This is a genomic window from Microbacterium zouquanmingi, assembly GCF_052266675.1.
In the GTDB taxonomy this organism is placed as follows: Bacteria; Actinomycetota; Actinomycetes; order Actinomycetales; family Microbacteriaceae; genus Microbacterium.
The window spans coordinates 585,226-606,764 of sequence record NZ_JBQPRA010000003.1 but is presented as its reverse complement, the minus strand read 5'-3'; the positions used below and the strand labels follow the sequence as shown (position 1 = coordinate 606,764).

At 65.4% G+C, this 21,539-nt stretch carries 19 protein-coding genes and 2 riboswitches; of the genes, 15 read left to right on the top strand and 4 right to left on the bottom strand.

Going from position 1 to position 21,539, the window contains the following annotated elements; all coding sequences use genetic code 11:
* Positions 1-41 precede the first annotated feature (41 nt).
* Positions 42-707 carry an NUDIX hydrolase gene (locus ACTU6V_RS10330; RefSeq protein ID WP_443467183.1) on the bottom strand — a complete coding sequence of 222 codons (666 nt, stop codon included), beginning with the start codon at positions 705-707 and terminating at the stop codon, positions 42-44.
* 64 nt (positions 708-771) lie between these two features.
* Positions 772-867, top strand: a riboswitch (glycine riboswitch).
* A riboswitch (glycine riboswitch) is annotated at positions 868-995 on the top strand.
* Positions 996-1,049: 54 nt separating this feature from the next.
* On the opposite strand from ACTU6V_RS10330, the gene ACTU6V_RS10325 reads away from it, so the two are divergent.
* The 8 genes from ACTU6V_RS10325 to ACTU6V_RS10290 all read left to right on the top strand — a co-directional run bounded on the left by ACTU6V_RS10325 (position 1,050) and on the right by ACTU6V_RS10290 (position 11,450).
* Positions 1,050-2,237, top strand: coding sequence for a glycine cleavage system aminomethyltransferase GcvT (locus ACTU6V_RS10325; RefSeq protein ID WP_443475542.1), 1,188 nt, complete (start codon positions 1,050-1,052; stop codon positions 2,235-2,237).
* The gene (gene gcvH / locus ACTU6V_RS10320; RefSeq protein ID WP_443467181.1) at positions 2,234-2,611 is read left to right on the top strand and encodes a glycine cleavage system protein GcvH; all 378 of its coding nucleotides are present in this window, start codon (positions 2,234-2,236) and stop codon (positions 2,609-2,611) included. Before ACTU6V_RS10325 ends, gcvH begins: the two co-directional genes overlap by 4 nt.
* A 61-nt stretch (positions 2,612-2,672) precedes the next feature.
* Positions 2,673-5,495, top strand: a complete 2,823-nt coding sequence (gene gcvP, locus ACTU6V_RS10315) for an aminomethyl-transferring glycine dehydrogenase (protein ID WP_443475572.1) — start codon at positions 2,673-2,675, stop codon at positions 5,493-5,495.
* A gap of 186 nt (positions 5,496-5,681) precedes the next feature.
* Positions 5,682-7,313: a peptide ABC transporter substrate-binding protein gene (locus tag ACTU6V_RS10310; protein WP_443467180.1), complete on the top strand. Its 1,632-nt coding sequence runs from the start codon at positions 5,682-5,684 to the stop codon at positions 7,311-7,313.
* An 82-nt stretch (positions 7,314-7,395) separates the two neighbouring features.
* Positions 7,396-8,328 (top strand): ABC transporter permease, encoded by a 933-nt coding sequence (locus ACTU6V_RS10305; RefSeq protein WP_443467179.1) that lies wholly within the window; start codon positions 7,396-7,398, stop codon positions 8,326-8,328.
* Positions 8,315-9,259: an ABC transporter permease gene (locus ACTU6V_RS10300; RefSeq protein ID WP_443467178.1), complete on the top strand. Its 945-nt coding sequence runs from the start codon at positions 8,315-8,317 to the stop codon at positions 9,257-9,259. Before ACTU6V_RS10305 ends, ACTU6V_RS10300 begins: the two co-directional genes overlap by 14 nt.
* Positions 9,256-10,902: a dipeptide ABC transporter ATP-binding protein gene (locus ACTU6V_RS10295; RefSeq protein WP_443467177.1), complete on the top strand. Its 1,647-nt coding sequence runs from the start codon at positions 9,256-9,258 to the stop codon at positions 10,900-10,902. Before ACTU6V_RS10300 ends, ACTU6V_RS10295 begins: the two co-directional genes overlap by 4 nt.
* Positions 10,899-11,450: a PH domain-containing protein gene (locus ACTU6V_RS10290; RefSeq protein ID WP_443475541.1), complete on the top strand. Its 552-nt coding sequence runs from the start codon at positions 10,899-10,901 to the stop codon at positions 11,448-11,450. The genes ACTU6V_RS10295 and ACTU6V_RS10290 overlap by 4 nt, the downstream gene beginning before the upstream one ends.
* A gap of 84 nt (positions 11,451-11,534) precedes the next feature.
* On the opposite strand, the gene ACTU6V_RS10285 is transcribed toward ACTU6V_RS10290, so the two are convergent.
* A complete protein-coding gene (locus tag ACTU6V_RS10285) occupies positions 11,535-12,476 on the bottom strand; it encodes a type IV toxin-antitoxin system AbiEi family antitoxin (protein WP_443475540.1) in 942 nt (313 codons plus the stop codon).
* A gap of 163 nt (positions 12,477-12,639) precedes the next feature.
* A complete protein-coding gene (locus tag ACTU6V_RS10280) occupies positions 12,640-13,389 on the bottom strand; it encodes a CPBP family intramembrane glutamic endopeptidase (protein ID WP_443467174.1) in 750 nt (249 codons plus the stop codon).
* Between the two features lie 102 nt (positions 13,390-13,491).
* Here ACTU6V_RS10280 and typA point away from each other — a divergent pair, with 102 nt between their 5' ends.
* The 7 genes from typA (at position 13,492) to ACTU6V_RS10245 (ending at position 19,971) form a co-directional block, all read left to right on the top strand.
* On the top strand, positions 13,492-15,405 hold the full coding sequence (gene typA / locus ACTU6V_RS10275) for a translational GTPase TypA (RefSeq protein ID WP_443467173.1): 1,914 nt from the start codon (positions 13,492-13,494) through the stop codon (positions 15,403-15,405).
* Between the two features lie 132 nt (positions 15,406-15,537).
* The gene (locus tag ACTU6V_RS10270) at positions 15,538-16,275 is read left to right on the top strand and encodes an AzlC family ABC transporter permease (RefSeq protein ID WP_443475539.1); all 738 of its coding nucleotides are present in this window, start codon (positions 15,538-15,540) and stop codon (positions 16,273-16,275) included.
* Positions 16,272-16,586, top strand: a complete 315-nt coding sequence (locus ACTU6V_RS10265) for an AzlD domain-containing protein (protein WP_443467171.1) — start codon at positions 16,272-16,274, stop codon at positions 16,584-16,586. Before ACTU6V_RS10270 ends, ACTU6V_RS10265 begins: the two co-directional genes overlap by 4 nt.
* Before the next feature lie 38 nt (positions 16,587-16,624).
* Positions 16,625-17,044: an MFS transporter gene (locus ACTU6V_RS10260; protein ID WP_443467170.1), complete on the top strand. Its 420-nt coding sequence runs from the start codon at positions 16,625-16,627 to the stop codon at positions 17,042-17,044.
* A gap of 9 nt (positions 17,045-17,053) precedes the next feature.
* Positions 17,054-17,374: a ferredoxin gene (fdxA, locus tag ACTU6V_RS10255; RefSeq protein WP_443467169.1), complete on the top strand. Its 321-nt coding sequence runs from the start codon at positions 17,054-17,056 to the stop codon at positions 17,372-17,374.
* 3 nt (positions 17,375-17,377) lie between these two features.
* On the top strand, positions 17,378-18,490 hold the full coding sequence (gene dapC, locus ACTU6V_RS10250; protein ID WP_443475538.1) for a succinyldiaminopimelate transaminase: 1,113 nt from the start codon (positions 17,378-17,380) through the stop codon (positions 18,488-18,490).
* A gap of 185 nt (positions 18,491-18,675) precedes the next feature.
* Positions 18,676-19,971 (top strand): citrate synthase, encoded by a 1,296-nt coding sequence (locus ACTU6V_RS10245; protein WP_417508250.1) that lies wholly within the window; start codon positions 18,676-18,678, stop codon positions 19,969-19,971.
* A gap of 91 nt (positions 19,972-20,062) precedes the next feature.
* Here the strand turns inward: ACTU6V_RS10245 and ACTU6V_RS10240 are convergent, their stop codons facing one another.
* On the bottom strand, positions 20,063-21,520 hold the full coding sequence (locus ACTU6V_RS10240; protein WP_443475537.1) for a DEAD/DEAH box helicase: 1,458 nt from the start codon (positions 21,518-21,520) through the stop codon (positions 20,063-20,065).
* Positions 21,521-21,539 lie beyond the last annotated feature (19 nt).

Genomic DNA, 21,539 nt, shown 5'->3' with positions numbered 1-21,539 from the left:
GTGCGGGTTCAGGTTATGTCGAAATGACCTTTACTGCAATTTCAGCCGTCGGAAGCGACGCGGAACAGCCGCGCGGGGCGATGCTTGCCGGTACGGAACGACTCCGTGGGGACGAGCTCGTCTGATCCTTCGAGCAGGCGCCGGAAGTTCGAGGGGTCAAGGCGGCGGCCGAGCACCGTCTCGTAGACCTCGCGCAGCTCCGTGAGTGTGAACTCATCCGGGAGGAGCCCCGCACCGATCCAGCTGTAACCGACCTTGTTGCGCAGGCGCCACAGGGCGTACTCGGCTATGCGGTTGTGGTCGAAGGCGAGCGTCGGCATCGCCTCGACGTCGAACCACTCCACATTCTCGGGTGCGCCGGCGGCCGCGCGGTGCGCGTCGACGAGGTCGGACCGCAGCAACGCCCAATAGACGATCGAGATCGCACGCACGGGGGAGCGGTCGACGTCGCCGAACGTGTAGAGCTGCTCGAGATAGCTCGGCTTGAGAGCGGTGGTCTCGGCGAGGGTGCGGGATGCCGCGGCATCCAGATCTTCAGCAGGATCGAGCCAGCCGCCGGGCAGCGCCCAGGACCCCAGATACGGCTCTCGCGTGCGTCGCACCAACGGAAGCATCAAACGGTCGCCGTCCGTGCCGCTGCGCACCGAGAAGATGACGGTCGACACGGCGACGCGGATCGCGTCGGAACTGCCGTCGGGAGAAGTCACGCTGTCGAGCCTAGATGAGAGGGTGTGTGCGGCTAAGCTGTCAGTGACAACTGAAGAAGGCCTCACGACCCGTGCGGGAGAGCCCCGGTGAATGCGACCGGGCACCGAAGGAGCAAGCCTCCCCGCCAATCTCTCAGGTACCGAGTACCGCGCAGGTCAGGCCACTCTGAAAAGCGATGCTCATGCATCCGCCGACGGTGAAAGCCCCACATTGACCTTCGCTCGCTGAGCGCGTCGAAGCGTCGAGATCACGGGCGAAACTCTCAGGCCCATGACAGAGGGGGAGTTCTCGGATACCGTGCATTCCGTACGGCATCCTTCCGATCCACACGGGAGAACTCCATGACCGAGGCATGCTTCACTCCGCTCCGAGAGCGACATGAGTCGCTAGGGGCGTCCTTCACGGATTTCGGCGGCTGGCAGATGCCGGTGCGCTACACCTCTGATCTCGCCGAGCATCATGCCGTGCGACAGGCCGCGGGCCTCTTCGACATCTCGCACATGGCCGAGTTCCTCGTCCATGGCTCCGAAGCCGCCGCGTATCTTGACTACGCGCTCGCGGGGCGCTTATCGACCATGAGTATCGGCAAGGCGAAGTACTCGCTGCTGCTCTCCGACTCCGGCGGCATCATCGATGACGTCATCGTCTATCGGATCAGCGACGACCGTTTCCTGGTCATCTCGAACGCCGGCAACCGGGATGCCGTCTCTGCGGCGCTCAGTGAGCGCGTACGCGCACACGCGTTCCGCCGCACGCCAGAGATGGTCGGCGACAACGGGTCGTTCGCGTTCGTCGGCGGGAAGACCGGTGTCACGGTCGAAGACGTCTCGGACTCCTTCGCGCTCATCGCCATCCAGGGGCCGGCATCCGAGACGATCGCCGCGGTGATCGACGGCATCACTGACCTCACTGTCCCGTGGGCCGAGCAGAAGTACTATGCCTGGACCGACGCGCGCTATAACGGTGAACCGCTTCTCGTCGCTCGTACGGGCTACACCGGTGAAGACGGCTTCGAACTGCTCGTTCGTGCCGAGGACGCCGCTGCGCTCTGGGACGCCGCGCTCGCCGCAGGTGAGCCGCACGGCCTCGTTCCGGCCGGACTCGCAGCGCGCGACACGCTCCGGCTCGAGGCGGGCATGCCGCTGTACGGTCATGAGCTCTCACTCGGGATCAGACCTGCGCAGGCCGGGCTCGGCCGCGTCGTGGCATCCGACAAGGACGACTTCGTCGGCAAGGCGGCGCTTTCGATCCCTGAGTCTGTCGAAGGGTCCAAACCGCGCGTTCTCGTGGGTCTCACCGCCGAGGGCAAGCGTGCCGGCCGCGCTGGCTACGCCGTCGTCACCGACGAGGGCACCGTCATCGGCGAGATCACCAGCGGCGCACTCAGCCCCACTCTCGGACACCCGATCGCGATGGCCTTCGTCGATCCTGCGTTCACCGACGAAGGAGCCACGGTGTTCCTCGATGTCCGCGGCACCAAGATCCCTGCAACCGTTACCGCACTGCCTTTCTACCGGAGGAAGAAATGACCGATCTCAACGCACTCAAGTACACCGAAGAGCACGAGTGGCTCCACATCGAGGGCACGACGGCCACGATCGGAATCACTGACTATGCGGCCGACAAGCTCGGCGACGTCGTCTTCGTCGAGCTGCCGCAGGTCGGTCTCGACCTCACGACGGGAGCGGTCATCGGCGAGATCGAGTCGACCAAGTCGGTCGGCGAACTCTACGCCCCCGTCATCGGCCGAGTGATCGAGGTCAATGACGCGGTCGTCGATGACCCGTCGCTCGTGAACGCCGAGCCTTTCGGAGGCGGTTGGCTGATCAAGGTGGCGATCGCCGAAGGCGGCACGGACGCACTGCTCGACCGCGATGCATATGTCGCGCTGACCGAAGGTTGATCCTGCAGTGACAGCCTTCGCCGATCGTCATATCGGAACCAACGCCCAGACCCAGCGCACGATGCTCGAGGCGCTCGGACTCACGGATGCTGATGCACCGGTCGAGACGCTCATGCGTCAGGCCGTTCCCGCCGCCATCTTCGCCCCTTCGACAGGCTCAGGGAGCTCCGTGCTGCCGCCGGCCGCGACCGAAGCGGAGGCCCTCGCTGAGCTGCGCAGATTCGCATCGCGCAACACGGTGAACCGTTCGATGATCGGCCTCGGGTACTACGGCACGCTCACGCCCAGCGTGATCCAGCGCAATGTGCTGGAGAACCCGTCGTGGTACACGGCGTATACGCCGTACCAGCCGGAGATCTCGCAGGGGCGGCTCGAAGCCCTGATCAACTTCCAGACGATGGTCGCCGACCTCACCGGGCTGTCGACGGCGAACGCCTCGATGCTCGACGAGTCCACGGCGGTCGCCGAAGGGATGCTGCTGGCGCGTCGAGCGTCGAAGTCGAAGTCGCCCGTGTTCGTGGTGGACGCCGATGCGTTCCCGCAGACCAAGGCGCTGCTTGCGACGCGTGCATCGGCGCTTGGTATCGAGCTCATCGAGCGCGACCTGTCCGGTGGCGAAGCGCTGCCCGAGGAACTGTTCGGTGCGTTCGTGCAGTACCCCGCGGCATCCGGACTCGTCTGGGACCCCACACCCGTCATCGACGCCGTGCACGTCGCGGGAGGCCTCGCGGTCGTCGCCGCCGACCTGCTGGCACTCACGCTGATCTCGTCGCCCGGCTCACTCGGCGCCGATGTGGCGGTCGGCACGACCCAGCGCTTCGGCGTGCCGATGGGCTTCGGCGGGCCGCACGCCGGCTACATGGCTGTGCGCAAGGGCTTGGAGCGTCAGCTGCCCGGCCGCCTCGTCGGCGTCTCGGTTGATGCCGAGGGCAAGCCCGCCTACCGCCTCTCACTGCAGACGCGTGAGCAGCACATCCGCCGCGAGAAGGCGACCAGCAACATCTGCACCGCGCAGGTGCTACTGGCCGTGATGGCGGCGATGTACGCGGTCTACCACGGGCCGGACGGGCTGCGGCAGATCGCAGGTGAGGTCGCATCCAAGGCCGCGGTACTCGGCGACTGGCTCGCCGAGCGCGATGTCGAGGTCGTGCATGAGACGTTCTTCGACACACTGACCGTGCGTGTTCAGGATGCTGCAGCGGTCGTGGCGCGCGCGCATGACGAGCACGACATCCTGCTGCATCTCGTGGATGACGCCACAGTGAGCATCTCGGTCGACGAGACGACGACGTACGCAGAGCTCTCGACAGTTGCATCCCTGTTCGTCGCCTCAGCGCGGGTGATCGACCCGCGTGGTGACGGTACGCGGGCTCGTATCCCCAACAAGCTCCACCGCACGGACGACTACCTCACCCACCCCGTCTTCCACGTGCACCACAGCGAGACCGCCATGATGCGGTACCTCAAGAGCCTCGCCGACCGCGACTACGCACTCGATCGCGGAATGATCCCGCTCGGCTCCTGCACGATGAAGCTCAATGCGGCCACCGAGATGGCTGCGATCACCTGGCCGGAATTCGCTGGCATCCACCCGTTCGCCCCGGCATCCGACGTGGAGGGGTACCTCGAGATGATCGACCAGCTCGAGAGCTGGCTCGCCGAGGTCACCGGATACGACGCCGTCTCCCTGCAGCCGAATGCCGGCTCGCAGGGTGAGCTCGCAGGACTCCTCGCCATCCGCGGCTACCATCAAGCCAACGGCGATGAGGCTCGCACCGTATGCCTGATCCCGTCATCCGCGCACGGCACGAATGCAGCATCCGCGGTTCTTGCCGGAATGAAGGTCGTCGTCGTCGCGTGCGACGACCTCGGAAACGTGGATCTCGACGACCTGCGCGCGAAGATCGCCGCGCATGCCGATGAGATCGCGGCGCTCATGATCACGTATCCGTCGACGCACGGTGTGTACGAGCAGGATGTCGTCGACATCACCGATGCGGTGCACGATGCGGGTGGGCAGGTGTACGTCGACGGCGCGAACCTCAACGCGCTGCTCGGCTACGCGCGCTTCGGCGATCTCGGCGGCGACGTCTCACACCTGAACCTGCACAAGACATTCGCCATCCCGCACGGCGGGGGTGGACCAGGCGTCGGGCCGGTCGCGGCGAAGGCGCATCTTGCTCCCTACCTGCCGTCCCATCCGCTCGAGCAGCGGACGACGCATGCCGGCGGGTACGAGTTCGCCGGTGGTGTCGTCTCGGGCGCTCCGTACGGTTCGGCCGGCATCCTGCCGATCTCGTGGTCGTACGTCCGCATGATGGGCGCAGGCGGATTGCGCGATGCCACGGCTGCCGCCGTCCTGTCGGCGAACTACATCGCGGCTCGCCTCGGCGAGCACTTCCCGGTGCTGTACACGGGTGAGAACGGCCGCGTCGCGCACGAGTGCATCCTCGACCTCCGTCCACTCAAAGACGCCACAGGCATCACTGTCGACGACGTCGCCAAGCGGCTCATCGACTACGGTTTCCACGCGCCGACCATGTCGTTCCCCGTGCCGGGGACTCTCATGGTCGAGCCGACGGAGTCGGAGGATCTCGGCGAGATCGACAGGTTCATCGAGGCGATGATCCTGATCAAGCAGGAGGCGGATGCTGTCGCCGCAGGCCGCTGGCCCGCGGAGGACAATCCGCTCGTGAATGCACCGCACACCGCGTCGTCCCTGATCTCGGGGGAATGGAACCACGCGTATACCCGTGAGGATGCCGCATACCCGGTGCGTACGCTCGTCGCGTCGAAGTACTGGCCTCCTGTGCGCCGGATCGATCAGGCATACGGCGATCGCAACCTGGTTTGCGCCTGCCCTCCGATCGAGGCATTCGCATGAACAGTCCATCCCGCGAAAGCGCAAGAAATGCGGTTTCGCGGGATGGGAGACCGAGTTTCCTTGGCGATCGTTCAGTAACGGTTCATTAACGGCGCTACCTGTGCGCGAGAAGGTCACGTAGCCTCAGATGTAATGGTGCGCTCACTGTTGTCGCGCCTTTGCATCTGTCCACAGGAGGACACTCACATGAAGCGAAACAAGATCACCCTCGCCGGGGTGGGCCTGCTTGCCGCCGGAACCATGGTTCTGGCTGGTTGCGCGAGCGGGAACGACGATTCCGGCAACGGCGACAGCACTGGCGGAGGCGATGCTTCGGCCATCATCTCGGTGAACGGCTCTGAGCCGCAGAACCCGCTGATCCCGACCAACACCAACGAGGTCGGCGGCGGCAAGATCCTCGACGCGATGTTCGCAGGGCTGATCGGCTACGCGGCCGACGGTTCGGTGTTCAACGACGTCGCTGAGGACATCACGGTCGAAGACCCGCAGCACCTCACCGTCAAGCTCCGTGAGGGGCTGAAGTTCACCGATGGTGAAGAGGTCACTGCTGACAACTTCATCAACGCGTGGAACTACGGTGCTCTCGCATCGAACGAGCAGCTCTCCAGCTACTTCTTCGAAGACATCGAGGGCTTCAGCTACGACGAGGACTCTGAGCTGACCGGTCTCGAGCAGGTCGACGACTACACCTTCACGATCGCGCTGAACAAGCCGGCATCTGACTTCGCTCAGCGTCTCGGCTACTCCGCGTACTTCCCGCTGCCCGATGTCGCTTTCGACGACATCGACACCTTCGGCGAGAACCCGATCGGCAACGGCCCGTACATGCTCGAGGGCGAGGGCGCGTGGCAGCACGACGTCGGAATCAACCTCGTCTCCAACCCTGACTACGACGGTCCGCGCACGCCGGCCAACGGCGGACTGGACATCAAGTTCTACGCTTCGCAGGACGCTGCGTATGCAGACCTGCAGGCTGGCGAACTCGACGTCCTCGACGCGATCCCGGACTCGGCCTTCGAGACCTTCGAGTCAGACCTGGGCGACCGCGCCGTGAACCAGCCGGCCGCGATCTTCCAGTCCTTCACGATCCCCGAGCGCCTCGAGCACTTCGGTGGCGACGAGGGCAAGCTGCGCCGTCAGGCGCTGTCGATGGCGATCAACCGCGAGGAGATCACCGACGTGATCTTCCAAGGCACCCGCACCCCGGCCAGCGACTTCACCTCGCCGGTCATCGACGGCTGGTCCGACACGCTCGAAGGCGCCGAGGTTCTGGCGTACGACCCCGAGACGGCCAAGGCACTGTGGGCAGAGGCTGACGCGATCAGCCCCTGGAGTGGCTCCTTCCAGATCGCCTACAACGCCGACGGAGGCCACCAGGCCTGGGTCGACGCCACTGTGAACTCCATCAAGAACACGCTCGGCATCGACGCATCGGGTGCACCGTACCCGACCTTCGCTGAACTGCGCGGTGAGGTCACCGATCGTGCGATCCTGACCGCATTCCGCACCGGATGGCAGGCGGACTACCCGGGTCTGTACAACTTCCTGGGCCCGCTCTACGCAACCAACGCCGGCTCGAACGACGGAGACTACTCCAGCCCCGAGTTCGATGACCTGCTTTCGCAGGGCATCTCGGCGACGGATCCTGAGGAGGCGAACTCCCTGTTCCAGCAGGCTCAGGAGGTTCTGCTCCGTGACCTCCCGGCTACGCCGCTGTGGTACTCGAACGTCGTCGGTGGCTACGGTGAGACCGTCGAGAACGTGGAGTTCGGCTGGAACTCGGTGCCTCTGTACGAACAGATCACCAAGGTAGGCTGACACCCGAACGACAGATGACGAGGCGGTGGTGAAGACCACCGCCTCGTCACCTGTCCGGCCCGTATCTGAACGGAGGTCGAGGGTGGCTCTTTACATCCTCAAACGGATCCTGCAGGCGATCCCGGTGTTCTTCGGCGCCACCCTGCTGATCTATTTCATGGTCTTTGCAATGCCCGGCGACCCGATCGCGGCGTTGTTCGGTGACCGACAGCCCAACCCGGCGCTTCTCGAGAGACTGCGCGCGCAGTACCACCTCGATCAGCCCTTCATCGTGCAGTACTTCTACTACATTGCCGGAATCTTCCGACTCGATTTCGGCATCAGCTTCTCGGGCCAACCGGTTAGCGACATCTTGGCCAGGACGTTCCCCGTCACGCTGCGTCTCGCGGTGATGGCCATCGTCATCGCGTTCGGGCTCGCGATCGTCATCGGACTGTTCTCCGCCCTCGGCAAGGGCGGGATCTTCGACAACTCGATGCTCGTGCTCGCGCTCATCTTCGTCGCGGTGCCGATCTTCGTGCTCGCGTTCCTCGCACAATACTTCCTCGCAGTGCAGCTGGGGTGGTTCAGACCGACGGTCGGTGCGCGCAACGACTGGGGTGATCTCTGGCTTCCCGCCATAGTCCTCGGGCTCAGCGTCTACGCGACGAGCATGCGCCTGACCCGTAGCTCCACGATCGAGACGCTGAACCAGGACTGGGTGCGCACCGCATACAGCAAGGGGCTGTCGCGTGGACGTGTGATCCCCGTGCACGTTCTTCGCAACTCGCTGATCCCGATGGTCACCGACCTCGGAACGGTGTTCGGCATCCTCATGGTCGGCGCCACCGTCACCGAGGGCATCTTCAACGTCCCTGGCGTCGGAAACACGCTGTACCAGGCGATTATTCGAGGCGAGAACCCGACAGTCGTCTCGTTCGTCACGGTGTTCGTCGTTGTCTATGTGTTCATCAACATCGTCGTGGACCTGATCTACGGCCTGCTCGACCCGAGGATTCGCTATGTCTCGTCCTGACGCGAACGTGGAGCACTACGTCGCTCCCGTCGACACGACGTCGATTGCGGTCGACGCCGTCCGCATCGATGCCAAGCGCAGTAACCTGTGGCTCGACGCCTGGCGCGATCTGCGCCGCCGCCCGCTGTTCTGGATCTCCGCAGCGTTCGTCCTGCTCGTGGTGATCGTCTCGCTGTGGCCGGGACTGTTCACGAACGTCGCTCCCAACAACGGCTGCGAACTTGCGAAGAGCAACGGCGGGCCGGAGGCCGGGCACCCCCTTGGCTTCACCCGCCAGGGGTGTGACGTGTACTCGCGGATCATCTGGGGAACGCGCACTTCAGTGGTGGTGGGCCTGCTCGCCACGCTGATCAGCACGGTCCTCGGCGTGATCATGGGCGCGTTCGCCGGATTCTACGGCGGCTGGCTCGACTCGCTGCTCTCGCGCATCGGCGACATCTTCTTCACGATCCCGTACATCATCGCGGCGATCGTGGTGATGTCTGTGATGCCGGTGCGGAACGAGATCGTGCTCGCATTCGCGATCGGTGGGTTCGCGTGGGCGTCGACGGCGAGAATTATGCGCGCTGAGGTGCTCCGCGTGAAACAGGCCGATTTCGTGATGGGCGCAGAAGCTGTGGGTCTCTCACGATTCCGCACGCTGCTGAGCCACGTGCTGCCCAACGCCATGGCACCGGTCATCGTGGTCGCAACCCTCAGCCTCGCCGCGGCAATCGTCGCAGAGTCCGTGCTCTCGTTCCTCGGTGTCGGTCTCGGCGGCAGCACGATGTCGTGGGGCAACGACATCAGCCAGGCTCAGACCAGCATCAGAACAGCACCTATGGCGCTGTTCTGGCCGTCGCTCGCGCTGACGGTGACTGTGCTGGCATTCATCAGTCTCGGCGAGCTGCTGCGCGACGCCGTCGATCCGAAGGCGAGGGCACAGCGATGAATGCACCGCTTCTCAGCATCCGTGACCTGAAGGTTGCGTTCCGCAGCGGCAAGAAGTCGCGCGAGGTCCTGCACGGCGTGAGTTTCGACATCCTCGAGGGTGAGACGCTCGCGATCGTCGGTGAGTCGGGTTCCGGCAAGTCGACCACGGCCGCCGCGATCATCGACCTGCTGCCTGGCACCGGTGAAGTGACCGCGGGGAGCATCGAGCTCAACGGCAAGGATCTCACCAAGGCGAGCCGACATGCGATGGAGCGGATCCGCGGGCGTGAGATCGGCTACGTCCCGCAGGACCCGATGTCGAACCTCAACCCCGTGTGGTCGATCGGCTTCCAGGTCAAGGAAGCTGTGCGAGCGAACGGGCTCGCCCGGGGACGGCGCGAGGTGCACGACCGTGCGGTCGAGGTTCTCGTTCAGGCCGGCCTCAGCGATGCAGCCCGGCGCATGCACCAGTTCCCGCATCAGTTCTCCGGAGGTATGCGGCAGCGTGCATTGATCGGAATCGGCCTCGCAGCCGACCCGAAACTGCTCATCGCCGATGAGCCCACCAGCGCGCTCGATGTCACGGTGCAGCGAGTGATCCTCGATCACCTCGCAACTCTCACCAGCGAACGCGGCACCTCCGTGCTGCTGATCACGCACGATCTCGGACTCGCCGCCGAGCGCGCCGACCGCATCCTCGTGATGAACCAGGGCGAGATCGTCGAAGCCGGTGCGAGCGCTGAGATCCTCTCGAATCCGCGTCACCCGTACACCCAGCGACTGGTCGCGGCTGCCCCCAGCCTGGCATCCAAGCGCATCGGGCTCACGGGGCGGTCCATGCAGGTGAACGAGGACGCTCCGGCTGTGGTCGAGGTGCGTGACCTCGTCAAGGAATTCTCGATCCGCACCGGTGGCCTGCGTCACGAGAACTTCCGTGCAGTCGACAACGTCTCCTTCTCGATTCCGCGCGGCAAGACGCTGGCGCTCGTGGGGGAGTCCGGCTCGGGCAAGTCCACGGTCGCGAAGATGCTCCTGCAGTTGGAGAAGCCGACCGACGGTGAGATCCTCATAGACGGGCTGGCGACGAGCACGATGTCGCGGTCGGATGTGTTCCGGTTGCGTCGTCGTATGCAGCCGGTGTTCCAGGACCCGTACGGCTCGCTCGACCCGCTGCGCAGCATCGGCAGTCTCATTTCCGAGCCGCTCCATGTGCACGGCATCGGCACGCGCGACGAGCAGCACCAGCGCTCGCTCGACCTGCTCGAGCAGGTGGCTCTGCCTCAGGAACTCGCTTGGCGCTACCCGAACGAGCTCTCGGGCGGCCAGCGCCAGCGCGTTGCGATCGCGCGTGCGCTCGCGCTGAAGCCGGACATCGTGGTTCTCGATGAGGCCGTTTCTGCGCTGGATGTTCTCGTGCAGGATCAGATCCTGCACCTGCTCTCCGACCTGCAGCGCGACCTCGGCCTGACGTACCTGTTCATCACCCACGACCTCGCGGTCGTTCGTGTCGCAGCAGACCTCGTGTGCGTCATGGAGCAGGGGCGCATCGTCGAGCAGGGTACGGTCGACGATATCTTCAGCAATCCTCAGCAGGAGTACACCCGCCGACTGCTGGATGCCATCCCCGGAGCAACTTTGCCTCTGGGTGGCGTCAGCGGATGAGGGACGCTCGACCGGCCCGGGTCTTTCGAGTCACCGGGTCGGTCGTCCTGTTCGTGCTCTGTGCGCTGGTCGCGGCAGCACTGCTGATCGACGCAGCCGTCCGATCGGGGGGCGCCCAAGCGCTGCTTCTCGCACCATGGATGCTGCTGGTCCTCTGGGCGGTCTACGTGGTGGGGATCGCGTCTGACGTGCGCGCCGACCGCCGCGGCGTCCACGTGCAGAACCTTCTTCGTCGCACCTGGATTCCATGGAGCAGGGTGAAGCGCATCGCCATGCGCTGGCAGCTCGAGCTGACGCTGGATGATGGCGTCGTCGTGCGCTGCTTCGGCAGCCCTGCCCGCTCACGTCCGCGAAGGATCGGCCCCGAGCGGACGCGCGAGGACGGGAACGAAACGGCCGAAGACGGCATCGCGCGGATGCAACGCCTTCGTCTGGATGCGGAAATCCAACCGGATGCTGTCGTCGTCCGCACCTGGGACTGGGCATCCATCATCGCTCTTGCGGTGCTCGTGGTCTGGGCGGCTGTCGCCGTGTTCGCGACCCGCTGACCCGTTCCCCCCTCGAACCTGCAAAACCACGCCGAGACGCGCGCGATCCGCCGCGGTCTCGGCGTGGTTCTGCAGGTTTGCGCGTCAGTCTCGGCCCAACGGGCTGAAGTTCGCCAGACGCATCGTGTCGCGAGGGCGTACGGGTTGCAACCCCGCCGAGCGAAGCGCTGCATCAACGGGATCGATCTCGTGCAGCTCGCGCCATCCCCAGCGCACGAGACCCGCTGTGTTGCGCCGCAGTCTGTTCTCGCGGCTCTTCTCTTTGATGATCGCCGCCGTCGGATCGCCTGAATCGGCCGAGTATTTCGTATCACCGTCGGCCTCGCCGATGACGTCTGCGTCTTTCCAATAGAAGTCGCATCGGTCGAGCTGTCCTTCAAAATTGAACTCCTGTTGGAGAGTGGGTGCTTCGTAGCCCAGCCATTCCATCACTGCCACGCTTGCCGACTCCAGCACGCTCTCCGGGATCCCAGTCGCGTGCTCCAGTGCCCAACAAGCCTGGCGCCGTCCGCGCCCGGAGGCGAGTGCCTCGTTGAGGGCGCCGAGTGATTCGGGGATGGTCGTGGAATCGATGCGCAACAGTGCATCGGCATACGCCAGCGCCTCGGCGGGTGGACGGGTACGGGCAATGTCAACGGCCGTCGCGGAGGGCGATGTGAGACGGATGCCATCGATGCTGATGATTTCGCGCGCTTCGACGAATACGTGCGTGCGGACACCACGGTACTCCCGTGACGAACCTTCGCCAGCGAGCACATGCACGGGGCGGCTGGGGTAAGCGATCAATACACCCAGCAGCGCCGCCGCCGATTCGTGGCAGATCACTCGACGAGGGTCAACCGCGATTACCGAGTGAACCCGGACGAGATACTTCTCCCACGGAGGAAGCGCTCTCCACGGTTCAGTCTCGACATACACGCCGCGCGCGAGACGCGTCAGCGTGCCTGCGCGCCATCCGCGTTCCGTATGGCTGACGCCTTGGTCGCGAGAGAGGACGAGAGGCAGGGGGCTGGGCAGGATCTGCATCTGGCCAAGTTCTCACATAGGCCAGCCGCTTCTGTGCTGTCCACAGCTGCACAGGGTGTTCCTCACCTGTGCAGGACGAGTGGTGCCCGCACTGAACCTGCAAAACCACGCCGAGACGCGCGCGATCCGCCGCGGTCTCGGCGTGGTTCTGCAGGTTTGCGCGCTAGGGGAGAAGCGGCGCGACGAGCGGGTAGCCGACGAACGCCGCGGCGTCGATCAGGAAGTGCGCGACCAGGAACGGCAGCAGGCGCCCCGTCCGGGCGAACAGCCAGCCGAACAGCAGGCCCATCGCGAGGTTTCCGATGAAGGCGCCTGGCCCCTGATACAGGTGATAGCTCGCTCGCAGCACGCTGGTCGCGATGATGATCGGCCAGATGCTCCAGCCGAGCTGACGCAGCCGTAAGAACAGGTAGCCGAGAACGACGAACTCCTCCATGATCGAGGCGCGTGCGGCCGACAGGATCAGGATCGGAACGGTCCACCAGTGCTGGTCGAGCCCACCCGGATCGACGAGGACGAAGAGCCCCAGCATCCGGCCGGCGACATAGAGGGCGATGCCAGGGATGCCGATGGCGAGAACGAGCAGCGCACCGCGCCCGATGTCGTGCCCGACGCGCGTGCCGTCGAGTCCGAGACTCCCCAGGTGCGGTCGGGTGTTCTGCCACACCAGGAAGCAGACCAGCAGCACCGGCACGATCGAGAACCCGATCCCCAGCACCTGATAGATGAGGTCGAAGACCTCACGGTCGCTGCGGGAGGGGTTCAGCGTCGTCGTCTGATCGGCCAGAGGCGTCGCATCCGTCAGTCGATATGTAAGCTGCACGATCGCGTAGATCGCCGATTCGCCGAGCCCGAGCGCGAGCACGATGGCGATCTCCCACCAGGTGCGCACGCGCGAGGCTTCAGGGGTCACAACCCGATGTTACGGGAGCGGTCGGCGAGCGTTCAGCGAGCATGCGATATCCTGGACCGTCGGCATCCCGGCGCATCCCAAAACCCCTTTTAGGAAACTTGCATGGCGCACGCCCTTCGCTCTGACCTCCGCAATGTCGCTATCGTCGCGCACGTCGACCACGGCAAGACCACTCTCGTCGACGCGATGCTCCGTCAGACGGGCTCCTTCGGCGAGCACGCTCACGTCGATGAGCGCGCCATGGATTCGAACGACCTCGAGCGCGAAAAGGGCATCACGATCCTCGCGAAGAACACGGCGATCACCTACAAGGGTGAGCACGCCGGTGGCGAGGAGATCACGATCAACGTGATCGACACCCCCGGCCACGCCGACTTCGGCGGTGAGGTCGAGCGCGGCCTGTCCATGGTCGATGGTGTTGTTCTTCTCGTCGACTCCTCCGAGGGTCCGCTGCCGCAGACCCGCTTCGTGCTGCGCAAGGCACTCGAGGCCAAGCTGCCGGTCATCCTCCTCGTGAACAAGACCGACCGCGCCGACGCACGTATCGTCGAGGTCGAGGCCGAAGCGCAGGACCTGCTTCTGGGCCTGGCATCCGACCTCATGGAGGACGTGCCCGACCTCGACGTCGACGCACTGCTCGACGTCCCCGTCGTCTACGCGTCCGGCCGTGCAGGCGCTGCCAGCCTCAACCGTCCCGAGAACGGCACCCTGCCCGACAACGACGACCTCGAGCCGCTCTTCGGTGCGATCCTCGAGCACATCCCGGCTCCGTCCTACGACGACGAGGCGCCTCTGCAGGCCTGGGTCACCAACCTCGACTCCAGCCCGTTCCTCGGCCGCCTGGCGCTCCTGCGCGTCTTCAACGGCACGCTCCAGAAGGGCCAGACCGTGGCCTGGGTGCGTGCTGACGGCACTCACCAGAACGCGCGCATCACCGAGCTGCTCAAGACGCGTGCGCTCGAGCGTTACCCGGCAGAGTCCGCAGCCCCCGGCGACATCGTCGCTATCGCGGGCTTCGAAGACATCACCATCGGCGAGACGATCGCCGACCCCGAAGATGTCCGTCCGCTCCCGCAGATCGAGATCGATGATCCGGCGATCTCGATGACGATCGGTACCAACACCTCGCCGCTCATGGGCAAGGTCAAGGGGCACAAGCTCACCGCACGCATGGTCAAGGACCGCCTCGACCGCGAGCTCATCGGTAACGTCTCGCTGAAGGTCGTCGACATCGGACGCCCGGATGCCTGGGAAGTCCAGGGCCGTGGCGAGCTCGCGCTCTCGATTCTCGTCGAGAACATGCGCCGCGAAGGCTTCGAGCTCACCGTCGGTAAGCCGCAGGTGGTCACGAAGCAGGTCGACGGCAAGGTTCACGAGCCGTACGAGCACCTGACCATTGACACACCGGAAGAGCACCTCGGCGCGATCACGCAGCTCCTCGCGAACCGCAAGGGCCGCATGGACAACATGATCAACAACGGCACCGGCTGGGTGCGCATGGAGTTCATCGTTCCGGCGCGCGGTCTGATCGGCTTCCGCAGCGAGTTCATGACGACGACTCGCGGTACCGGTATCGCCAACGCGATCTCGCACGGCTACGACGCATGGGCAGGTCAGATCACGACGCGCCAGAACGGCTCGATCGTGGCTGACCGCATGGGTGTCGTCACCCCGTTCGCGATGATCGCTCTGCAGGAGCGCATGTCGTTCTTCGTGCAGCCGACGCAGGAAGTCTACGAAGGCATGGTCATCGGCGAGAACTCTCGTGCCGACGACATGGACGTCAACATCACGAAGGAGAAGAAGCTCACGAACATGCGTGCCGCGAGCTCGGACTCCTTCGAGTCGATGACGCCGCCGCGCCAGCTGACGCTGGAGGAGAGCCTTGAGTTCGCTCGCGACGACGAATGCGTCGAGGTGACCCCCGAGGCGATTCGCATTCGCAAGGTCATTCTCGACCAGACCGTTCGCGGTCGCGAGACTTCGCGCATGAAGCGTCAGGACGCCAACGCGTAACCTGCACTCGTCGAGGCCCCCACTTGTCGTCGACGCCCCCAGCAGCAGACGTTGCTAGGAGGGGGCGTGGATGCTAGGTGGGGGCCTCGACGCGTTACAGGAGATGCGCCGGGAGCGGGCAGAATGATCACCATGCGATCATCGAAGCGGCCTGCCGAAGCGGTACTGGGCCGTCGCGAGGTGTGGCGCGAAGGGCTGGGCGTTGCGATAGCGACGAGCGCCTATGGGGTCTCGTTCGGGGCTCTGGCGGTAGCATCCGGTCTCGATGTCTGGCAGACGTGCGTACTGAGCCTGCTGATGTTCACCGGGGGATCGCAGTTCGCCTTCATCGGCGTCTTCGGCGCAGGGGGCATCTCGGCGCTCCCGTCTGCGATCGCTTCGGCCGCACTGCTCGGAGTGCGCAACGTGGCCTACGGCATGCGGATGTCGCCGACCATCGGCCCCGGCTTCTTCCGGCGGATGGCGGCAGCGCAGGTCACGATCGATGAATCCACCGCTGTTGCGATCTCGCAGAACACCCCGCCGCTGCGACGGCTGGGCTTCTGGATCACCGGCGTCGGCGTCTTCATCGGCTGGAACATCACCACTCTCGTGGGCGCGCTGCTCGGCGATGTGCTCGGCGACCCGAAATCGTGGGGCCTGGATGCTGCGGCCGCCGCAGCGTTCCTCGCTCTGCTGTGGCCACGGCTCAAACAGCGCCAGGCGATCGCGGTCGGCGTCGCGGCGGCAGTGATCGCCGCTGCGCTCACACCTTTCCTGATGCCTGGGCTGCCGGTGCTGGTGGCCGCAGTCGTTGCCATCGTCGTCGGCTGGTTCAACTGGCTGGGCCGCGATGAGAAGCCGTCGGTCAGCGCGGAGGCGAGCGCATGAGTGTGTGGAGCGCGGTGCTGCTCGCCGCCTGCGTCTGTGCGGCGCTGAAGGCCTTCGGCTACCTGATCCCGGCGCATCTGCTGGAGGCGCCGCGCCCCGCGCGCATCTCTGACCTGCTGACGGTCGCGCTGCTGGCGGCTCTCGTCGCCGTGCAGACTCTCGGTGCAGGCCAGCACATCGTGGTGGATGCTCGGGTTCCCGCTGTGCTCGTCGCCGCGGGCCTGCTGTACCTGCGGCAGTCGTTTCTCGTCGTGGTCATCGCTGCGGCGGCCGTCGCGGCGGGGCTGCGGTTGATCGGCTGGGCAGTCTGAGCCACGGCGCACACGCGCGGGACGCGTAAGATCGGTGCGTGCCCAACTGGTTGTCTCGTACCCTCTCCTGGATCGCCGCCGCGCTCGTCGGCGCTGTCTACGGGACGGCAGGGACCATCGCGCACAGCCTGATGTGGGGTGTTGTGCCCGTCGGCCTCATCGTCGGCGGGATCGCGTGTGCGGCGCTCCTCGTCGCGGTGCGCACCCTCACGCATGATCGCGGAGCAGCAGTGGCGACAGCGATCGGAATGATCGGAATGCTGCTGATCATCTCGGGCCCGGGTCCTGGTGGGTCGGTCATCGTCCCGAACACTCCCGTCGGACTGATCTGGATCTTCCTCATCTGCGGCATCGCGCTGCTCGTGATCGCCTGGCCGAGCCTTGATCGGCTTCCTTCCCGAGTGCAGACCCCGGCAGCGGCGCCGACACTGACGCCCGCCGAGCGAAACGAGTCGTAGACTGAAGGGGTGACGTATGTGATCGCCCTTCCGTGCGTCGATGTCAAGGATCGCGCCTGCATCGACGAGTGCCCCGTTGACTGCATCTACGAGGGAGAGCGCTCGCTCTACATTCACCCCGACGAATGCGTCGACTGCGGTGCCTGCGAGCCGGTCTGCCCCGTCGAGGCGATCTATTACGAAGATGACCTGCCCGAAGAGTGGGCCGACTACTACAAGGCGAACGTCGAGTTCTTCGACGAGATCGGCTCCCCAGGCGGCGCCGCCAAGATCGGTGTCATCAAGTACGATCACCCGATCGTCGCAGCGCTTCCTCCCCAGGGCGAGTAGTCCGTGGGGGTCAAGGATCTCGCCGACTATCCCTGGGATGCGGTGGTCCCATTCCGGGAGCGTGCGGTGCGGCATCCCCAGGGCCTCGTCGACCTGTCCATCGGCTCGCCGATCGACCCGACCCCGGATGTGATCCGCGCAGCTCTCGCCGAAGCCACTGACGCGCACTCCTATCCGCAGAACATCGGCACTCCCGCTCTGCGAGAGGCGATCGCCGATTGGTACGCGCGGCGCAGGGGAGTGCCCGGTCTCACACCTGAGAACGTGTTGCCGACCGTGGGCTCGAAAGAGCTCGTCGCACTCCTGCCGACGCTCCTCGGGCTCGGCGCCGGCGACATCGTCGTCTTCCCCCGGGTGGCATATCCGACCTACGAGGTCGGTGCGCGCATCGTCGGTGCGACACCGGTCGCCGAGGACGATCCCGCTTTGTGGCCAGAGGGCACCAGACTCATCTGGATCAACACCCCGGGAAACCCGGATGGGCGCACGTGGACCGTCGATGAGCTCGCAGCCGCCGTCAGCCGCGCGCGCGAACTCGGAGCGGTGCTTGCCAGCGATGAGTGCTACGCCGAGCTCGGCTGGGACGGCCAGTGGGCGACTGAGCCGGTGCCATCTGTCCTTGACCCTCGGGTTACCGGTGGTTCGCGCCGCAACCTGCTGAGCGTCTACTCGCTGAGCAAGCAGTCGAATCTCGCCGGCTACCGTGCGGCTTTCGTCGCGGGGTGTGCGCGGGTGATCGCCGAGATCCTCACGCCGCGCAAGCACCTCGGCCTCATGATGCCGCTTCCCGTGCAGCACGCGATGATCGCGGCTCTGAGCGATGACGAGCATGTCGCCGTGCAGAAAGAGCTGTATCGCGAACGCCGTGACCTGTTGCGTCCTGCTCTCGAGGACGCGGGTTTCCGAATCGATGGCTCCGAGGCAGGCCTGTATCTCTGGGTCACCGAAGGACGAGACGCCTGGGAATCGATGGGCAGGCTCGCCGACCTCGGCATCCTCGCGGGGCCTGGGCCTTTCTACGGGGCGGATGCTTCGCAGCATGTGCGCTTGTCTCTCACTGCTCCGCTGGAGCGCATCGCCGAAGGCGCACGGCGCCTGCGGGGCGAAGCTCTGTAGGTTCCCACCGTGGATTGTAGGCATCCCTTGGTCGATGTCACAGTAGGCCGATCTGGCGACTAGGCTGTAAAGGCGATTCGGTCGGTCCCCGGCCAGGTGCTCGGCGCCGTGCATCGCCCTCGATCAAATGCGACCGACTGGAAGATTCAAGCCAGCGGTTCGCGGACACGTACAAGGAGGACCGCGTGAGTGCAGCGGGAGACCAGCAGGCCAAGGCGACTCTCACAATCGGTGAGACCAAGGCAGAATTCCCCCTCCTGCGCAGCACGGCGGGTGCAGACAGCATCGACTTCTCGACGCTGACCAAGCAGACCGGCTACACCGGACTCGACTACGGATTCGTCAACACCGCATCCACCAAGTCCGACATCACATTCATCGACGGTGACCAGGGCATCCTGCGCTACCGCGGCTACCCGATCGAGCAGATCGCTAAGAACTGCACGTACCTCGAGGTCGCCTGGCTGCTCATCTACGGTGAACTGCCCTCTGCCGATGAGCTGGCGAACTTCGACGACCGCATTCGTCGTCACACCCTTCTTCACGAAGATCTCAAGCACTTCTTCTCCGCGCTGCCGCACACGGCCCACCCCATGTCGGTGCTGTCGTCGGCCGTCGCTGCCCTCTCGACCTACTACGAGGGCCAGACCGACCCGAATAACCCCGAGCACGTCGAGCTGAACATGGTTCGCATGCTCGCCAAGCTTCCGGTGATCGCGGCGTACGCGCACAAGAAGAGCACCGGTCAGGCGTTCCTGTACCCCGACAACTCGCTGAGCTTCGTCGACAACTTCCTCAAGCTCAACTTCGGTGTGCACTCCGAGCCCTACGAGATCAACCCGGTCATGTCGAAGGCGCTCGAGCTGCTGCTGATCCTGCACGAAGACCACGAGCAGAACGCGTCGACCTCGACGGTGCGTCTGGTGGGCTCCACCGGTGCGAACCAGTTCGCATCGATCTCTGCGGGCATTCAGGCCCTTTCCGGCCCGCTGCACGGCGGTGCCAACGAAGCAGTGCTGAGCATGCTCGCCGAGATCCGCGACTCGGGTCAGGGCGTGGCGCGCTTCGTCGAGCGGGTCAAGAACAAAGAAGAGGGCGTCAAGCTCATGGGCTTCGGCCACCGGGTCTACAAGAACTACGACCCGCGCGCCAAGCTCGTCAAGGAAGCCGCCGACGAGGTGCTGCGCGAGCTCGGTGTCACCGACCCGCTGCTCGACCTGGCCAAGGAGCTCGAAGAGATCGCTCTCGCAGACGACTACTTCAAGGAGCGTCGCCTGTACCCGAACGTCGACTTCTACACCGGCGTGATCTACAAGGCCATGGGCTTCCCGACTCGCATGTTCACCGTGCTGTTCGCGATCGGACGCCTCCCTGGCTGGCTCGCGCAGTGGCGCGAGCTGAACCTCGACCCGCAGACCAAGATCGGTCGCCCGCAGCAGCTGTACACGGGATCCCCGGAGCGCCAGTTCCCGACCCGCTGATCACCGGTCGCCATCCACGGGATGCGCGGCGAATGACGAAAAGCCCCGGATCGCTTCCTGAAGGAAGAGATCCGGGGCTTTCGCGTGGGGCTCAGCGTCCCTGAGAACTGCCGCCCTGCGCGCGTCGCGGACGACGGTTGTCGACGCGCTGTCCGACCTGGATGCCGGGGCGCTGGCCGCCGGAGCGCTGGGATGCGCCTGCGCGCTGCCCCTGACCTGCAGGCTGCCCCTGGCCGCCCTGCCCCTGACCGCCCTGGCCCTGCGGGCGACGACGGCGTTGTGCGGGCGATCCGGATGCCGGAGCGCCACCCTGCTGAGGCTGGCGAGGCTTCTTCGGCTGCTGGCGCTGCTGCGGCTGCACCGGAGCGGGCTTGACGTGCGCTGCACGCTCGCCGACGAGCTCATCGACGATGGTGGAGTTTGCCTGCTCGAGCTCGGCTACGATCTGCGCCTTGCGCAGCAGATCCTTCACGTCGCGCCGCTGCTCGGGAAGAACAACGGTGACGACGGTGCCGGCAGCACCCGCGCGAGCCGTGCGGCCCGAGCGGTGCAGGTACGCCTTGTGCTCCATGGGCGGGTCGACGTGAACGACGAGGTCGACGTTGTCGACGTGCACGCCGCGGGCTGCGACGTCGGTCGCAACGAGCACGCGCACGCCGCCGTCTGCGGGATCAGCCGAGAACGCGCTGAGGTTGCGCTCACGGGCGTTCTGCGACAGGTTGCCGTGCAGGTCGACGGCGGGAATTCCCGCTGCGGTGAGCACCTTGGCGAGCTTCTTCGCCTGGTGCTTGGTGCGAGTGAACATGATTCGGCGGCCAGTGCCGGAGGCAAGCTCCCGCACGAGCACCGTCTTGTGCTCAGTGCTGGTGGTGACGAGCACGCGGTGGGTCATCTCGCCGACCGGAACACTGGACTCGTCGACCTCGTGGCTGATCGGGTTCGAGAGGAAGCGCTTGGCGAGCGAGTCGATGCCGCGATCCAGCGTTGCGCTGAAGAGCAGACGCTGTCCGCCGGAGGGCGTGGCGGTGAGAATGCGGGTGACGCCGGGCAGGAAGCCGAGGTCGGCCATGTGGTCGGCTTCATCCAGAATGGCAACCTCGACCGAGTCGAGCGAGACGACCTTCTGCTTCATGAGGTCTTCCAGGCGGCCGGGGCACGCCACGACGATGTCGACGCCGCTGCGCAGCGCCTGCTCCTGCGGGCGCTGGCTGACACCGCCGAACACGGTGGTCACGCGAAGACCGACGGCCTCGGCGAGAGGGGCGACGACTGCGGCGATCTGGGTGGCGAGCTCACGGGTCGGCGCGAGGATGAGGCCGCGCGGGTGGCCGGGGCGGCTCTTGCGACCCGAATCAGTCAGGCGTGCGACGAGGGGGATGGCGAATGCGATGGTCTTGCCACTGCCGGTGCGGCCGCGGCCGAGCAGGTCGCGACCTGCAAGGGAGTCGGGAAGCGTGTCGCGCTGAATCGCGAAGGCCTCAGTCTTGCCGTCGGCGGCGAGAACGTCTGCCAGGCGTGCGGGCACGCCGAGGTCGAGGAAAGTAGTCATAGGGATACTCCGTGAACGC

Excerpts from the sequence above, each read along its gene's own strand:
- ACTU6V_RS10240 (WP_443475537.1), bottom strand. The coding sequence starts at position 21,520 with ATGACTACTTTCCTCGACCTCGGCGTGCCCGCACGCCTGGCAGACGTT.
- ACTU6V_RS10300 (WP_443467178.1), top strand. The coding sequence starts at position 8,315 with ATGTCTCGTCCTGACGCGAACGTGGAGCACTACGTCGCTCCCGTCGAC.
- gcvH (WP_443467181.1), top strand. The coding sequence starts at position 2,234 with ATGACCGATCTCAACGCACTCAAGTACACCGAAGAGCACGAGTGGCTC.
- ACTU6V_RS10265 (WP_443467171.1), top strand. The coding sequence starts at position 16,272 with ATGAGTGTGTGGAGCGCGGTGCTGCTCGCCGCCTGCGTCTGTGCGGCG.
- ACTU6V_RS10295 (WP_443467177.1), top strand. The coding sequence starts at position 9,256 with ATGAATGCACCGCTTCTCAGCATCCGTGACCTGAAGGTTGCGTTCCGC.
- ACTU6V_RS10325 (WP_443475542.1), top strand. The coding sequence starts at position 1,050 with ATGACCGAGGCATGCTTCACTCCGCTCCGAGAGCGACATGAGTCGCTA.
- ACTU6V_RS10290 (WP_443475541.1), top strand. The coding sequence starts at position 10,899 with ATGAGGGACGCTCGACCGGCCCGGGTCTTTCGAGTCACCGGGTCGGTC.
- ACTU6V_RS10285 (WP_443475540.1), bottom strand. The coding sequence starts at position 12,476 with ATGCAGATCCTGCCCAGCCCCCTGCCTCTCGTCCTCTCTCGCGACCAA.
- gcvP (WP_443475572.1), top strand. The coding sequence starts at position 2,673 with ATGCTCGAGGCGCTCGGACTCACGGATGCTGATGCACCGGTCGAGACG.
- ACTU6V_RS10310 (WP_443467180.1), top strand. The coding sequence starts at position 5,682 with ATGAAGCGAAACAAGATCACCCTCGCCGGGGTGGGCCTGCTTGCCGCC.
- typA (WP_443467173.1), top strand. The coding sequence starts at position 13,492 with ATGGCGCACGCCCTTCGCTCTGACCTCCGCAATGTCGCTATCGTCGCG.
- ACTU6V_RS10270 (WP_443475539.1), top strand. The coding sequence starts at position 15,538 with ATGCGATCATCGAAGCGGCCTGCCGAAGCGGTACTGGGCCGTCGCGAG.